Source organism: Pseudonocardia sp. (assembly GCF_050246655.1).
Classification (GTDB): Bacteria; Actinomycetota; Actinomycetes; order Mycobacteriales; family Pseudonocardiaceae; genus Pseudonocardia.
Map to the genome: position 1 here is coordinate 1 of NZ_JBFWVQ010000065.1, position 12756 is coordinate 12756.

Here is a 12756-nt window from a genome sequence, read left to right on the forward strand (position 1 = left end):
CAAGGTCGACGGGAAGGCCCTGCGGATCCGGGAGACCATGAACTTCAACGACGCCGACGGCAACACGCTGCTGCGGATCCAGGAACGCAAGCTCCGCGTGCGCGACACCATGGAGATCGAGGACGCGGACGGCCACACGGTCGCCACCGTGAAGAAGGCCCTCGTGCACGTGCTGCGTGATCGGATGTCCGTCTCGGTGGAGGACGGACCCGACCTCGAGGTCAAGGGGAACATCGTCGATCACGAGTACAAGATCGAGGCGGACGGCGAGCAGGTGGCGGAGGTGTCCAAGCGCTGGTTCCGGGTCGCGGACACCTATGGCGTCGAGATCGCTCCGGGGCAGAAAGACATCCTGCTGCTGGCGGTGACCGCCGTCATCGACTCGATGACCCACGACTGACCGCGACGGGGTTCCCGACATCGCTGACAGGGGTTAACATCGCCCAATGGCGATGACCTGCTGCGCGCCGTCGTCCGCGGTCGCCCTGTTCCGTTCCCTGGGAGACCCGACTCGGCTGGCGATCGTGCTGCGGCTGGCCGAGGGTGAGGCCCGGGTGGTGGACCTGACCCGGGGGCTCGGTCTCGCGCAGTCGACGGTGTCCAAGCACCTGGCGTGCCTGCGGGACTGCCGCCTGGTGGGCTACCGGGCCGAGGGGCGGCAGTCGTTCTACTCCCTCAGCCACCCGGAGCTCATCGACCTGTTGCGCAGCGCGGAGACGCTGCTGGCACGCACCGGGGACGCGGTCGCACTGTGCCCGGTCTACGGCGAGCCGGAGCGGGCCGGGCGGGACGCCTCGTGAGCAGCCCCGTGCTCTCCCCGGCCCGTGGGCTGGTCCTGCGACGGCGGATCCGGCTGCTGGTCGCCGTGACGATCTCCTACAACGTCGTCGAGGCGGTCATCGCGATCAGCGCGGGCACCGTGGCCGGCTCGGTGGCGCTGATCGGTTTCGGGCTGGACTCGGTGATCGAGGTCAGCTCCGCGGCAGCGATCGCCTGGCAGTTCGCCGGCCCGGATCCGCAGCGCCGGGAGCGGACCGCGCTGCGGGTGGTCGGCGGCTCGTTCCTCGCCCTGGCCGCCTTCGTCACGGTGGAGGCGCTGCGCACCCTGCTCACCGGCGACGAGCCGGAGCGGTCGACGGTCGGCATCGTCCTGGTCACGGTCTCGGTGCTCGTGATGCCGTTCCTGTCCCTGGCGCAGCGGCGGGCCGGTCGGGAGCTCGGCTCGGCCAGTGCGGTCGCCGACTCCAAGCAGACGCTCCTGTGCACCTACCTGTCCGCCGCGGTGCTGATCGGCCTGGTCCTCAACGCCGCCCTGGGCTGGTGGTGGGCGGATCCGGTCGCGGCGCTCGGCCTGGCCGTGATCGCCGTTCGTGAGGGTCGCGCAGCCTGGCGCGGGGACGCGTGCTGCGCCCCGGTCGCGGTGCGCGACGCGGACCGCCACGCGGACGATGCCTGCGGTGGCACCGGTCCCTGCTGCTCGGAGCAGGTTCGATGAGCGCCGCCGGATGGGCGTGGGTGGCTCTCGCGCTCTACCTCGCCGGCCTCGGCCTCGCCTTCGGCTGGCGCACCTGGGCGCTCTGGCGGGCGACCGGCACCACGGGCTTCCGAGGCATCTCCGGACGGCCGGGATCGCCGGCCTGGTTGGGGCGGGGTGCTGTTCCCCGTCGCGGTGGTCCTGGGGCTCGCCGCACCGGTCCTCGTCCTGACCGGCATCACCAGCCCGCCAGCCACGCTCACGCACCCGGCGATCGGCGTCGCGGGCCTCGTGCTCGCGGTCGCCGGAGTGGTGCTGGTGCTCGTCGCCCAAGCCCAGATGGGGACGTCGTGGCGGATCGGCGTCGACGAGGGCGAGCGGACCACGCTGGTCACCGACGGCCTGTTCCACCACGTCCGCAACCCGATCTTCACCGGGATGGGCGCGGTCGCCGCCGGCATGCTGCTGATGGTCCCGACGATGGCCGCGCTGCTCGCGCTGGCCTGTCTCGTCGCCGCGCTGGAGATCCAGGTCCGGGTCGTCGAGGAGCCCTACCTGCGACGCACCCACGGGCCCGAGTACGCGGCGTACGCGGCCGGCTCGGGCCGATTCCTGCCGACGCTCAAGGGCCGAGGCACGACCCGGACGGGCTGAGGGCCGGCCGCGCAGCCGGAGCCGTCGCCTCGACACCTGATCGACGGCCTGGAGCGGCCGTGGCGGCCACTGCAACCACCACGGCAACCACCACGGGCACAGGCCGGGGCGCTCTCCCGAGCGTCCCGGCCTGTTCTGCCTGATCAGTGGCGCTGAATCGACGCGGAGGATGCGGGATTCGAACCCGCGAGGGCGTGAACCCAACACGCTTTCCAACTCTGCATGATCTTGTTCGGATGCGGCTGCCCCAGTCCCGACCTGCGGCGGCAGCTCGGCGGTCTACGACCCGCGGACCCGGCCGGACGGCGGCGAATGAGACTGGAACTGAGACTGCCTCGTCGATCACCAGTGGCCGTGCCATCAGCCTCAGCACCGGCGTGAGGCCGCCCGACCATGGCCGCAAGCACGGACGGGCGAGGGTCGTCGCCCGTGAACGACCGCAGCGGACCGTCCAACCGACCACGTTCGCGACACTGCCCATTTCCCTCCCCGGCTCCCTCCCGCTTGCCGTTCACCACGCCGCGATAGCCGGGTCAGGGGTGCCCGGAGGGCATCGCGAAGCGACGGCGCAGCCGCCCTTGACGCGGCTATCGCGGCGTGGATGATTTGAGGCGGAGGGGCAATTACCCCCGTGCTTCGAGCTTCTGGCGAGCTGGCGCGTTCGGCGTGCGGTGTTTCGCGCAATAGGTTTTACGGAAGTTTGCGGCGCAGGATTTGGTAGTTTGCGTAGAACTTTGCGGCGGCTTGCGTGGCGCCTTGCGGTAGTTTGCGAAAAAGACTCATAGAACTATGATGCCAAACTTGCTCTCCGTGGTTGTACACTCGCGTTGTCGCCAGTGCACGGAGCGGTGACCGCCTCATTGGACGACCACCGCTCGGCAGTGTCTAGCGGCCGAGTAGGACCCATATCCCCAGGTCAGGTATCGAGATCACGAGGGTTGGGTCCCACCCAACGGCCGCGACCGCGAGGAGACAGGCTGTTCGCACCAGCAGGTTCCAGCGGTCGCGGTCCGGGTTGGTCGGTGGCGGTCGGCCTCCAATAGGTTCGGCCATCCGGCCTCCTTTCAGGTTGGCGTCCTCAGCGCACGCTCAGGACGCTCGAAGGATAGCGCCCCAAAGGCCTGACGTTCACGATCGATCGTCGCAACGGTGGCCGACGTCGGCCCGTTCCTGCCGACAACTCTCGACAACTTCCGGCAAGTTCCGGCAACTTCCGAAAGCCGCACAGAAGGCGCGTCGGGGGTCTACCTGCAGGTTCACCCAGCAGGACGTGTAAAGACTGCTCGTGAACCGCCCACGAGAACTGAGGTCACAGATCTACCCGTTTGGAGCAGCGTTGCGAATGGGTCGGTCGGACGCCGGCCCGCCTGCTCGCCCACCTCGGGCGGTCGCCTTGCCTTGCGGGACCAACGGACGACCGCGCGACACTTCCCCGCTCAACCCGGGGTACGTGTGCTGCTGGCTGCTCCCGTGGTGGAGCGGGTCCTCGTTGTCGTGGTGCGGCCGGTCAGCCGGTCCCGCCGGCCGCGCCGGGCCGGAGGTAGAGGCGCGAGCCGAGCGGGGCCGGCGCAGCCGGCCGCGCGCCGCCGCAGGCGGCGCCTTGATCTCCTACATACGGATTCGGCAGCGCCGCGGGTTGCTTACACGTGACGACGACGGCGATCGTCTTGTCGTCGTGGCGCTTGCTGCGGGGTAGCTGCCGGGCGTCGGGGTCGGCGTCCTGCTCCCAGCGGTCGACTTGGGCCAGGAGTCCGGCGAGCTGGGTGCTGTCGTGATGGGCGATGTCGGGCCACCGGTGGCCGAGGTGCTGGAGGGGGTCACTGGCGCCGTCGGTGGCGAGGACGGCCCAGGTGATCGCGTCGGGTTTGAGGGTCGCTGTGAGTGCGTGGTGTGCGGCGGCAGGGTCGGTTTCGGCGATCCAGTAGCCGGGTTCACGGTTGCGATGTTGTCGCTCGACGCGTTGGAGCTCGGCGAGGGTCTGGCGGTGCTGGTGGTCGAAGCCATGGCCGGCGCGCAGGGTGGCGGTGTAGGCCTGGCGCTGGATGGTGCCGACTGTTGCCATGCGGTTGTCGAGCAGCTCGTGGGCGGTGGTGTCGGTGCCGTAGTGGATCGGGCTGTCGCCGAGGACGTAGAGGTCAGCCGCGTGGTCGCGGACGCGGAGGATGGCGACGGTGCTGGACGGTGACCGCCCCGGCGTGAGGTCTAACCGTTCGGTCACGACGCGGATGGCGGTGGCGACGGCGTCGGTGAGCGGGATGGCCGGCTCGTGGTCGAGCTGGGCGGCGATGGCTTCGCCGAGGGCTTGGGCATAGTCGCCGGGGTCGAGGTCGACGGGTTCGAACGCGGATGCGCCATCGAGCACGATGACGGCCTGGTCGGTGACGAAGACGCGGTCGGCATTGGGTCCGCCGTCACCGGCGAGCTGGGCGATGGCGACCTTCACCGACGGCTACCAGATGTGGGGGCCAGCGAGGATCTCGCTGCCGGTCACGGTGACCCCGTCCTCGGCGAGCTGGCAGCGCACGACCATGCTGAACGACCGGTCCCCCGCCTGCTGGTACAGCTCGGCGAGGTGCCCGGTGAGGTAGTGCAGAACACCGCGGGAACCAGGGCTGTGGATGCCTGCGATGTGCACGATGATCCGGCCACCCTGGTGGCGCCGCGACAGGTACCCGATGTCCCCGCGCCCTGCGGGGTCGTCGCGGAACGGTGAGGCGTACCGCTCCCCCGTCGCCTTGTCGACGATCCACCAGCGCCCGTCTGCGCGGAGCATGCCGAGACGGGGGTCGGCGTCCAGGAGCTGCGCGCCGAGTGGGGCGGACTTCGGCCCGCAGATCACGACCACGTCCCCGTCGGGGGCGCTGTCCTGGTCGGGGGCGATGGTGCACGGCTCGGCGGTCAGGGCGAGGGTGGCGAGCAGGGCTTCGGTGTCGGCCTGGGTGGCGAGGTCGGCGGCGTCGACGTAGGAGCGCATCCGGTCGTCGCTGCCCTCGCGCAGCGGCACCCCGACATGCACCGGGCCGACCCCGAAGAACGCGCGCTCGCGGCTCGGGGCGCCGGTGCGGATCTGCGTCACCCGGCCCTTGGTGATCCCCAGTGCGGCGGCGATCTCGGTGAACGTCAGCCCTTGGGTGCGGTGGGCCTCCTCGATGGCCTCGCGGCGCAGCCGGGCCAGCTCGGTGGCGCGCTGCTGGTAGACGGCCATCAGCGCCGTCGCCCGCCGACCGCGCCGGATCGGGTCCGGGTCGCGACGCACGGCGTCGAAGTCGTCAGGGCTCGTCACGGCCGCGAGTTTAGGGGTACTTGACGGATCGCGCGAACACCGTCTATCTTGATGTTTACCCCCCCTCTACGGCCTGGCTCCACTCAGCGCCGCTGGTTTAGGGGGATAAACGAGAGAGGCGATCAGATGGCGATCAAGTCGAGGTTCCAGGTGTCGATGGGCGAGATCTTCCCGCACGGCGCCTACGTGGTCTCCGAGGTCGAGCCGGTGCGCGACTTCGACAAGTCCACCGCGGCCCGCCCGGTGCAGGCGACCGACAAGGAGTCCGGGCTGCTGGTGTGGGCGGTGTCGGTGCTCGACCCGGACCCGGCCGCGCGCAAGGACGCCAAGACGGTGACGGTGAAGATCTCCGCCACGCATCAGCCGGTCCCCCCGGAGGCACCGGCGGGGATGCCGTTCCGCCCGGTCGAGTTCGACGGGCTGACCGTCACCCCCTACGTCAACGAGAACGGCGGTCGGGCGCGCATCGCCTACAGCCTGCGCGCCACCGGCATGCGCGCCCCACACATCGGTGCCCGGCCGGGCAAGCAGGACGCGGCCTGACCCAACCCACCCCTGACCCGCGTCCCGCGCGCAGCACACCGGGACGGGCGGAGGGGAGCCACGGCGGCCACCGGGCTCCCCTCCTGGGTCTTCCCAACACAACCAGCCCTGAGCAGGCGATTCGTTCGGAAGGACACCGACAGTAATGACACCCGACCAGACACGCACCACCAGCACGCCCGCGCCCGCCCACGTCGCGGCTGCGCTGGACGAGCTTGACGACCGGTACGCCGACGCATCCGCCATGCCGAAGCGCACCGACACCGAGCACGCCCACCGCGCCGCCGCCCTCGCCCTGGTCTGCGCCCGCCGCGCCGGGTGGTGGCGGGTCCTGGAACGCCACGGCTACCACGACCCGCACACCCCCAGCATCTACGGCCACGCCGCCCTGCTCGCCCGCCACCACGAACAGAACGCCGCCCGCTTCTGGCGCCAGTCCGCCCGAGACTGGACCGCCCGCGCCAACGGCGACCCGCACGGCTCCGGGCTGTGGGCCACCTGGGACCACCTCACACCCACCGCCCACGACGACCCCGTCCACGACGACCAGGTCCGCGACGAGCACGGGGCGGTGGCCTGATGATCACCGAGGTTGCTGGCCGCGCCTGGCGACTGCGCGCCGCGTGCGCGGCCCCGGGAACCGACCCGGAGGTGTTCTTCCCGATCGACACCGGCCCCGCCGGAGAGCAGGCGGTCACCCGCGCCAAGGCCGTCTGCGCGGGCTGCCCCGTCCGGGTCGAGTGCCTGGCCGACGTCATGGGCTCGGAGGACCCGGCCGAACGCTTCGGCGTGTGCGGCGGCCTCTCCGCTGACGAGCGCGCGGCGCTGTTCGCCCGCGACCGCGCACCCCGGGTGGTGGCACTCGACATCCCCGTCCCGGTGCCGGTGATGGCCGGCGTGCAGCTCGGCCTGTTCGACCTCACCCACGGCTCGACGTCCCGGAAGGGGGCTGCGTGATGACCACCGGATCGCTGCTGATGCTCGCCGCCGGCCTCGGGGTCGGCATGTGGGTGCTGCACAGCATCGGCCAGGCCCTCACCAAGCTGATCGAGGCGCTCGCGGTGATCGCCGCGGTGTTCGTCACCGTGTGGCTGCTCGCCAAAGGCCTGTATCGCCTGGTCCGGCTGGCCATCCGCTGGTGGCGCACGACCCTCACCACCACGGCCGTCGTGATCTGGTGCTCCTGGTTCGGCTGGCCGTCCCTCGTGATCACCCTCGCTGCGGTCGTGGTCGGGTTGGTGGGGTGGCGGCTCGCGGCCCGGGACGTGTTCGAGCCGTGGGTGGGTCTGCATCTGCGGTCGTGGTGGCAGCGCTGGACCCTCTACGCCCCCCGCGCCAGCCGGTGGTTCCGCGCCTGCGGGCTGACCGTGCCCGACCCGGACACCGGGATCACGGTGCAGGTCAACCCGTTCCGCAAGACCGCGATCCGTCCCAAGCCACAACCGCGCGCGGATCAGCTCCCGCGCATCGTCGGGGTGCGCTCGGGCGCCTCGTGGGACGAGGTCCGGGTCCGGCTGGTGGCAGGCCAGACCCCGGAGGAGTACGACCAGGCGGCCCGCGCCCTGGCCGTCGCCCGCGGGGTGGCCCGCTGCCAGGTCCGCGAGATCGGCCCACGCCTGGTGTCCATCGACTTCCAGCGCCGCAACCTGCTCGCGCAGCCCGTCGACTGCCCCAGCCTCGCCGTCCTGCCCGCGCTCGCCGACGCTGCCGACCCCGCGGTGGTGGCCGGTGAGGGGGTGGACCTGCGGCGGGTGTGGTCGGGGCGCACCGAGTACGGCACCGACTGGCACCAATCCCTGGCCGGTGGCCACACGTTGTACGCGGGCGCGACGGGGGCGGGGAAGGGCTCGTTCTGCTGGGCACCCATCGTGTCCATCGCCCCGGCGATCCGCGATGGCCTCGTGCGGGTCTCGGGGATCGACCCCAAGGGGATGGAACTCGCGTACGGGCGGCGGATCTTCCACCGCTACGCCGTCACCAGCAAGGACGCGCTCGCGCTGCTCGATGACCTGATCGAGGGCATGGAGCAGCGGAAGGCCGAGTTCGCCGGGCGGCGCCGCAGCATCCCGGCCAGCCGCGAACACCCCTGGGAGCTGCTGGAGTTCGACGAGATCGGCGCCCTGCTGCGCTACATCGGGGACCGCAAGACCCGCGAGCAGATCACCGACCGGGTCGCCGTGCTCACCACCCAGGGCCGCGCACTCGGCTACACCGTCCGCGGCTACGTGCAGGAACCCACCAAGGACACCGTCCCAGTCCGGGAGCTGTTCCCCCGACGCGCCTGCCTGCGCGTGGCCGCGAAGTCGCATGTGGCGATGGTGCTCGGGGATCACGCCTACGACCGGGGCGCCTGGGCCAACCGCATCGGCGAGACGGAGGCCGGCGTGGCGTACCTGTTCGGCGAAGGCATCCGCGAACCCCTGCGCGTGCGCTCGGCCTGGGTGCCCGACCAGACCATCAAGGAGCTGGAGAACTTCGTCACCACCGAGTCGGCCCCGGCACCTGCGCCCGCCCTCGCGGGGCAGGTCCTCACGCTGCCCGCACCCCGACCCGCCGGAGGCCTGGCATGAGCGTGCTCGACCAGACCACCCCCGCCCTCGTTGGTGCGCCTGCTCCCGGCACGGACTGGGTGGACCAGGAGCAGCTCACCCGCGCACAGAAGGCCCTGCTCGCCCTCTCGGGCGACGTCGCCAAGCAGTTGGCCGAGGACCACGGCGTGTGCGTGCGTCCGATGGCCATGCGCCGGCTGGAGACCTCGACGGGGCGAGTCGACGTGGTCCCGGTTCCGTGCGGGGCCCGGGATGAGGCCAAGTGCCGGCCCTGTGCGGAGAAGGCGCGCCGGTTGCGGATGGTCCAGTGCCGCGAGGGCTGGCACCTCGAGGACGAACCCAATCCTCCGGCCCCGGTTCCGACCGAGCGGCAGAAGGGACTGCTCGCCACCCGCGCGGACCTGCACGCCCGCTACACCCTCGCCCGCGAACTCGGGGACGCCGAGGCGTGTGAGGAGATCCGCGACATCGTCGCCGAGCTGGACACAGAGATCCGCGGCGCCGGGATCCGCGGCCGACTCGTTCCCCTCGACCCCGAGAACAAGGCCCGCAAGCGCTCCACCCGCCGCCGCCAGGACGCCCCCAACCTGCCCCGCCGCCCGGTCGAGAACAGGACCCTGGGGCGGGTCTACGGAGGCCGCTACCGCCCGTCCACGTTCCTCACCCTGACGCTGGACTCCTACGGCCGGGTCGACCAGGACGGGGCCGCGCTCGACCCCGACAGCTACGACTACCGCCGCGCCGCCCGCGACGCCATCCACTTCCCGCGCCTAGTGGATCGGTTCTGGCAGAACACCCGGCGCTGCGTCGGCTGGGACGTGCAGTACTTCGGCACCGTCGAACCCCAGAAACGGGGCGCCCCGCACTTCCACGCCGCCGTCCGGGGCACCATCCCCCGCGCGGAGCTGCGGGCAATCGCCGCCGCCACCTACCACGGCGTGTACTGGCCCGCGCACGACGAGATCCGCTACACCGGGGATCGGATGCCGCGCTGGGACGACCACCAGGACGGGTTCGTCGACCCCGACACCCGCGAACCGCTCCCGACGTTCGACGAGGCCACCGACCCCGAGATCCTCACCGCACCCACCCACGTCGTGCGGTTCGGGACACAGGTGCACGTCAAGGGCATCCTCGGCGGCACCGAAGAAGCCGGCCGCCACACCGGCTACCTCACCAAGTACCTCACCAAGAGCGTCAGCCACGCCGCCGGCCTCGACCAGGACGCCACCGACCGGCAGCGCGAACACCACCGCCGCCTCACCGCGGAGCTGCGGGTGACCCCGTGCTCGCCGCGCTGCCCGGTGTGGCTGCTCTACGGCATCCAACCCCGCGGCGCGCGGCTCTCGACCACGCCGGGGGTGTGCAAGGGCAAGGCGCACAAGCCCGAACACCTCGGCATCGCCGGACGCCGCGTCCTCGTCTCGCGGAAGTGGTCGAACAAGACGTTGGACGACCACCGCGCCGAGCGGGCGGCGTTCGTTCGGCAACTGCTGCAGAAGGCCGGGGTGAGACCCGGCTACGCCATCGACGACGGCCCGTTCGAGTGGGAACGGACGAAGCCGGGTGACCCGGACGTTCCGAGCAGACCCGTCCTGCTGCTGCACGCGATCGCGGAGAGACAGCGCTGGAAGGCCGACTACGACGCCGCACAACAGCTCGCATCAGAGCAAGACCGGTCGGCAACTAGCGATCACGAGGAGGCTGCCTGATGGACAGCACTGCCCACGTCGTCCACCTGGTCCTCACCGTCGAGCAGGCCGCCGAACGGCTGGGGATCGGCAGGACGCTCATGTACTCGCTGATCAGCTCGGGCGCGGTCGAGTCGGTGACCATCGGCCGGCTGCGCCGCATCCCGGCGGACGCGCTGATCCGGTACGTCGAGAGCCTGCGGACCGGCGGTGAAGCCGCATGACCAGCAGGAAACGCACTCGACAACCGAACATGGCGTCCTCGATCTACGAGGGCAAGGACGGCTACTGGCACGGCCGCGTAACGGTCGGGGTTAAGGACGACGGCAAGCCGGACCGGCGCCACGTGATGCGCAAGTCGCGGGCCGACGTCGTGAAGGCCGTCCGTGAGCTGGAGCGTCAGCGCGACAAGGGCTCGGTTCGCAACGTCGGCCGTGTGTGGACGGTCGCGGAGTGGCTGAACTACTGGGTGGAGAGCATCGCCGCCCCTGCCGTCCGGGAGAGCACCGCGGACGGCTACCGGGTGGCGATCCGCACCCACCTGGTCCCGGGCATCGGCGCGCACCGGCTGGACCGGCTCGAACCGGAGCACCTGGAGCGGCTGTACGCCCGAATGGTCACGGCGGGCAGCTCCCCCGGCACCGCTCACCAGGCGCACCGCACGATCCGCACCGCGCTCGGTGAGGCCGAACGCCGAGGACGGATCACCCGCAACCCGGCGAAGCTCGCGAAGCCACCGCGCGTCGACGAGACCGAGATCGAGCCGTACACCGTCGAGGAGGTCCAGGCGCTCCTGAAGGCGGCGAGCACGGAGCGCAACAGCGCACGATGGGCCATCGCGCTCGCGCTCGGACTCCGTCAGGGCGAGGTGCTCGGGCTGAGGTGGAAGGACGTCGACCTCGACGCGGGCACTCTATGGGTACGGAGGGGCCGGCTCCGGCCGAAGTACGCGCATGGCTGCGGGGACACCTGCGGGCGGAAGGCCGGCTACTGCCCGAACCGCCAGCTCACCCGACCCGAGACCGACGACACCAAGTCCCGCGCGGGCCGCCGCGCCGTCGGCCTCCCGGACGAGCTCGTGGCGCTCCTGCGCACGCACCGGGACGAGCAGGCCGCCGAGCAAGACCGGGCCGCGCAGCTCTGGCGAGACTCGGGCTACGTCTTCACGACGCCGCGCGGCGAGCCGGTGAACCCGAGCACCGACTACCACCACTGGAAGCGGCTGCTCGCCGGCGCCGGCCTCCGGGACGGGCGGCTCCACGACGCCCGGCACACAGCGGCGACGGTGCTGCTCATCCTCGGCGTTCCCGAGCGGGCGGTCATGGGCCTGATGGGCTGGTCGACCACCGCCATGGCCGCTCGGTACCAGCACATGACTGTGACGATCCGTAACGACATTGCCCGACGGATCGACGGCCTGATCTGGGGATCAAACCACCCGAAAGAGTGACGTCACTTTCTGGCAGACGGTCGTTTGCAGTCCGTCATCGTCACCCGCAGTTGCAGTTGCACCAACGGCCTGGCGCGTGACGCGAGAACGGGATGACAGGTCCCGCGGGCTCAGGAGGGCGTGCTGTGTCGATCGATCAATGGATAGCACTAGCTGGAGTGGTGCTTCCGGTGCTGTCTTCGCTGCTCGTCGCGACGGTAGTCCGAAGGCGGAAGGACCGGGCGGGCGACGATGCCGACTGAGACTGCAACTGAGACTGGACGGCGAAACGCCGGGTCGCTCCGTGCAGGGCGTCCCGGCGTCTGCGCTGGTCACAGGCGCGGAGGATGCGGGATTCGAACCCGCGAGGGCGTGAACCCAACACGCTTTCCAAGCGTGCGCCATAGGCCTCTAGGCGAATCCTCCGTCGGCGAGCATAGCGGGACCCGGCGGGCGTCCCTGCAGCACGGTGAGGAACCCGAAGGCTTTACTATTCGTTGACTCTTGGACATCCCGCCGGTCCCCACCGGCGGTTCGACGACGATCGACCGGCCCGCCGCAACGGAGCCGGTCGGAGGAGGTCAGCCCGGACGATGGGCCTGCTCGACAAGCTCAAGGAGCGATTCGCCCCGGCACCCCCGCAGCCGCCGGTCCACCGCGCGTCCGCCGCGCGGGCTCCCCAGGACCCTGACGAGGCCGCGATCGAGCGCTACCGGTACATGCTGCGCACCGCCCCGCCGGACGCCGTGGAGCAGGCGCACGCCGAGGCGTTCGCGAAGCTCACCCCCGAGCAGCGCCACAGGGTGCTGACGGACCTGAGCGCGGCGGTCCCCGAGTCCGAACGCGCCACGTCCTCGGACCCGCAGGCGCTGGCCCGCATGGTCACCCGCGCCGAGATGAGCCGGCCCGGCACGATGGAACGCACGCTCGGCCCGGGCCGCGGCGTGCCGGGCATGGGCGGCATGATCGCCGGCACGCTGCTGGCGAGCGTCGCAGGAGCGTTCATCGGCACGGCCATCGCGGACGCGATGTTCGACGACGAGCCGCCCGTCGAGGAGGACGTGGCGGCCGAACCGGTCGAGGAGCCCGTCGACGACGGCGGCTGGGACGAGGGCGGCTTCGGGGAGTTCTGA

The 12756-nt window shown here is 71.2% G+C and carries 14 protein-coding genes and 1 tRNA gene; 12 read left to right on the plus strand and 3 right to left on the minus strand.

The window, feature by feature from the left end; translation table 11 throughout:
* The 4 genes from AB7J25_RS19550 to AB7J25_RS19565 all read left to right on the plus strand — a co-directional run.
* On the plus strand, nucleotides 1–400 hold a 400-nt coding region (locus AB7J25_RS19550; RefSeq protein ID WP_428511018.1), incomplete at its 5' end, for an LURP-one-related/scramblase family protein.
* 46 nt (nucleotides 401–446) lie between these two features.
* Entirely contained in the window at nucleotides 447–800 is a 354-nt protein-coding gene (locus AB7J25_RS19555; RefSeq protein WP_428511019.1) for an ArsR/SmtB family transcription factor, read from the plus strand.
* Nucleotides 797–1495 carry a cation diffusion facilitator family transporter gene (locus AB7J25_RS19560; protein WP_428511020.1) on the plus strand — a complete coding sequence of 233 codons (699 nt, stop codon included), beginning with the start codon at nucleotides 797–799 and terminating at the stop codon, nucleotides 1493–1495. Before AB7J25_RS19555 ends, AB7J25_RS19560 begins: the two co-directional genes overlap by 4 nt.
* A 156-nt stretch (nucleotides 1496–1651) precedes the next feature.
* Nucleotides 1652–2128 (plus strand): methyltransferase family protein, encoded by a 477-nt coding sequence (locus AB7J25_RS19565; protein WP_428511021.1) that lies wholly within the window; start codon nucleotides 1652–1654, stop codon nucleotides 2126–2128.
* 1507 nt (nucleotides 2129–3635) lie between these two features.
* Here AB7J25_RS19565 and AB7J25_RS19570 read toward each other — a convergent pair.
* Both AB7J25_RS19570 and AB7J25_RS19575 read right to left on the minus strand, forming a co-directional pair.
* Nucleotides 3636–4571 carry a hypothetical protein gene (locus AB7J25_RS19570; RefSeq protein ID WP_428511022.1) on the minus strand — a complete coding sequence of 312 codons (936 nt, stop codon included), beginning with the start codon at nucleotides 4569–4571 and terminating at the stop codon, nucleotides 3636–3638.
* Between the two features lie 6 nt (nucleotides 4572–4577).
* Nucleotides 4578–5411, minus strand: coding sequence for a hypothetical protein (locus tag AB7J25_RS19575; protein ID WP_428511023.1), 834 nt, complete (start codon nucleotides 5409–5411; stop codon nucleotides 4578–4580).
* Between the two features lie 126 nt (nucleotides 5412–5537).
* Here AB7J25_RS19575 and AB7J25_RS19580 point away from each other — a divergent pair, with 126 nt between their 5' ends.
* The 7 genes from AB7J25_RS19580 to AB7J25_RS19610 all read left to right on the plus strand — a co-directional run bounded on the left by AB7J25_RS19580 (nucleotide 5538) and on the right by AB7J25_RS19610 (nucleotide 11644).
* Nucleotides 5538–5954 carry a plasmid replication, integration and excision activator gene (locus AB7J25_RS19580; RefSeq protein WP_428511024.1) on the plus strand — a complete coding sequence of 139 codons (417 nt, stop codon included), beginning with the start codon at nucleotides 5538–5540 and terminating at the stop codon, nucleotides 5952–5954.
* 145 nt (nucleotides 5955–6099) lie between these two features.
* A complete protein-coding gene (locus tag AB7J25_RS19585; RefSeq protein ID WP_428511025.1) occupies nucleotides 6100–6534 on the plus strand; it encodes a hypothetical protein in 435 nt (144 codons plus the stop codon).
* A complete protein-coding gene (locus AB7J25_RS19590; RefSeq protein ID WP_428511026.1) occupies nucleotides 6534–6911 on the plus strand; it encodes a WhiB family transcriptional regulator in 378 nt (125 codons plus the stop codon). Before AB7J25_RS19585 ends, AB7J25_RS19590 begins: the two co-directional genes overlap by 1 nt.
* Entirely contained in the window at nucleotides 6911–8524 is a 1614-nt protein-coding gene (locus tag AB7J25_RS19595; protein WP_428511027.1) for an FtsK/SpoIIIE domain-containing protein, read from the plus strand. Before AB7J25_RS19590 ends, AB7J25_RS19595 begins: the two co-directional genes overlap by 1 nt.
* Nucleotides 8521–10215: a replication initiator gene (locus AB7J25_RS19600; protein ID WP_428511028.1), complete on the plus strand. Its 1695-nt coding sequence runs from the start codon at nucleotides 8521–8523 to the stop codon at nucleotides 10213–10215. The genes AB7J25_RS19595 and AB7J25_RS19600 overlap by 4 nt, the downstream gene beginning before the upstream one ends.
* Nucleotides 10215–10418, plus strand: coding sequence for a helix-turn-helix domain-containing protein (locus AB7J25_RS19605; protein ID WP_428511029.1), 204 nt, complete (start codon nucleotides 10215–10217; stop codon nucleotides 10416–10418). Before AB7J25_RS19600 ends, AB7J25_RS19605 begins: the two co-directional genes overlap by 1 nt.
* Nucleotides 10415–11644: a tyrosine-type recombinase/integrase gene (locus AB7J25_RS19610; protein WP_428511030.1), complete on the plus strand. Its 1230-nt coding sequence runs from the start codon at nucleotides 10415–10417 to the stop codon at nucleotides 11642–11644. Before AB7J25_RS19605 ends, AB7J25_RS19610 begins: the two co-directional genes overlap by 4 nt.
* A 320-nt stretch (nucleotides 11645–11964) precedes the next feature.
* Here AB7J25_RS19610 and AB7J25_RS19615 read toward each other — a convergent pair.
* Nucleotides 11965–12049, minus strand: a tRNA-Ser gene (locus AB7J25_RS19615).
* A 167-nt stretch (nucleotides 12050–12216) separates the two neighbouring features.
* On the opposite strand from AB7J25_RS19615, the gene AB7J25_RS19620 reads away from it, so the two are divergent.
* Nucleotides 12217–12756: a hypothetical protein gene (locus AB7J25_RS19620; RefSeq protein WP_428511031.1), complete on the plus strand. Its 540-nt coding sequence runs from the start codon at nucleotides 12217–12219 to the stop codon at nucleotides 12754–12756.